We start from the raw sequence: 2088 nt of genomic DNA, 5'->3' as shown, positions 1-2088 counted from the left end.
TTCCAAGCTCCATCTGTCGCCTATATTAGCGACTGCTGAGTAATACCAGGTCGCGGCCAGCGCGCGCTAGGTCCCCAGCGATTGGGGCTCCGTTGGCGCCGGTGCCAAGCACGCCGATACGGAGATTGGTCGTCTCTAACTCCTGAAACTTGAGTTTTGGCGCGATCGTTCTGGTACTTACCCGAAAAGCCACCAAGAACAATCGCTACTTCACTACGCCAGCAGCAACTTGATGTTCGAAGGATCAGCCTGAAGCTTTCCTAGCTCAATCTGGTGCGCGACCTCGACCACCCGTTGATTGACGGGTGCAGACTTGCCGACCTTCTCCAACCAACGTACCACATAGCCATTGACGTCGTCCGTTTCACCGCGACGCCCCTTCCGCCAGTCTTGCAGCGTGGTTGTGAGCGTGTCTTCCATAGAGAAGGTCGTCAGCACCTCATCGAAAAGATCGTCAACAACCTTCTCCGGACGAGAAGGATCCACATCGGGCATGCCAAAGATTGGCACGATGCGGCTGCCGCTGGCGACAGCAGCGTGGATTGCCTCATAACCCGCCTGGCGCATGAAGTCGAGCATTCCCGGCACGCGCGCCGCAGTGTTCAGCGGCAGATTCAAAATGGCAGACGGAACAAGCTCAGCCGCATTGACGACCAGCTTCATCCACTTGGAGGAGCGAATGTCAGACGTGACTTCCACGGTACCAGTATGTCGCAGAATCTGTGCGATCGATTCGGCACGATCCTTTGTTGATTCATCGAACCCTCCCACGGCGAACCATGACGTGTCGTGATCGTTCTGCCGGTTCGTGATGCCGGGAATGAACATGTTCGACGCAATTTCGATGACGGCGCCCACTGTTTGATTCACGCCGACGACGCTCGCGATCGCATCAATCGACATCCCGTTTTGCAGCCCTACGACGAGTCCGTCCGGCTTTACGTACGGCTCGATCAGTTGGCAGGACCACGTTGTGTCGTACGCTTTGGTCACAATGAACACCACGTCGAACTTCTCGCGAAGCTCGGCCACCTGACAGAGATGCAGCGCCTTGACCCTCGCATTGATGGTGCGGGCAGGCAGGTTCACAGTGATGCCGTCTCTTCGCATTGCTTCAACATGTTCAGGCCACTGCTCGATGAACGTCACATCAAGTCCAGCGAGCACCAGATCTGCGCCGATGGAAGCCCCCTGCGCGCCGGTGCCTAGTATTGCAATTTTCTGTTCGGACATTTTGAAAGTTCCTTAAAATCGGATAAATGCGGTTATGTGTCAGCCTCCTTGTTTGAGGAGACTTCGACGACGTGGAATTCAGAGCCGCAAACGAGGTTGCATCCGCATTGCGATCGAGAAAACCTGGTGCATAAAGGTTTAAAAAAATGGGTGGCCGCCGCAAGCCATCCCACCCTGGAAAACAAACCAAACTGCGTTCTCTCAGAGCGGCAAGAGGTACTTGACCGGGACGTTTCGTTCTCCAAAGGCTCTGCTAGTTGTAGCCAAGGATTGCTATCGTGCGAATCTCTGGTCTTTCATAAATCTCGCTTGCAAGTGACAGCGCCGGGCCGACCTTCAACAGTTGGTACGCTGTATCAAGGCGGTTAGTTGTCGCCGGAACTTCGTAAAAGGTGGTGTTATTGACGGCACCAATCGGTGTGACACGTTTTAAAAGACTCGTCATTTTGGTTAGCATTGTTTAGATCAGTACCATTCCGCCGTCAATCGCGACGATCTGGCCCGTCATGTAGTCGGAATCCGACGACGCAAGAAAAGCGCCCGTACCACCAAGGTCGTCGGGAACAGCGATGCGCCCCAGCAGAATGTCCTTTGAGAAAGTGTCAATCGCTTCGCCGGGCTTTGAACTCGCACCCATTTCCATCAGGTCCTTGTCGAGCGTGTCCCACAAAGGTGTCGAGACAACGCCAGGCGAAAAGCCGTTAACGGTGATTTTGTGTTTTGCAAGCGCTCTCGCAGCGGCCTGGATAATGGCGACCACCGCAAACTTGCTAGCGCAGTAAGGGGTGAAATCGGGATACCCTTGGCGAGCGGCAATTGAGGCCGTGTTGATGATCTTTCCACCCCCACCTTGCC

2 protein-coding genes are annotated in these 2088 nt (G+C 54.8%); both read right to left on the bottom strand.

The annotated features are described in order from the left end of the window. Window positions 1–213: 213 nt before the first annotated feature. Window positions 214–1233: a ketopantoate reductase family protein gene (locus WCA53_RS32400; RefSeq protein ID WP_423921486.1), complete on the bottom strand. Its 1020-nt coding sequence runs from the start codon at window positions 1231–1233 to the stop codon at window positions 214–216. A 460-nt stretch (window positions 1234–1693) separates the two neighbouring features. Further along, window positions 1694–2088: SDR family oxidoreductase (locus WCA53_RS32395; RefSeq protein WP_423921483.1), on the bottom strand; the 395-nt coding region annotated here is incomplete at its 5' end.

The organism is Caballeronia sp. (genome assembly GCF_049581465.1).
GTDB lineage: Bacteria > Pseudomonadota > Gammaproteobacteria > Burkholderiales > Burkholderiaceae > Caballeronia.
The sequence above is the reverse complement of the archived record's forward strand: the minus strand, read 5'-3'. Positions and strand labels throughout refer to the sequence as shown.

Coding starts and splice junctions, on each gene's coding strand:
- WCA53_RS32400 (WP_423921486.1), bottom strand. CDS start 1,233: ATGTCCGAACAGAAAATTGCAATACTAGGCACCGGCGCGCAGGGGGCT.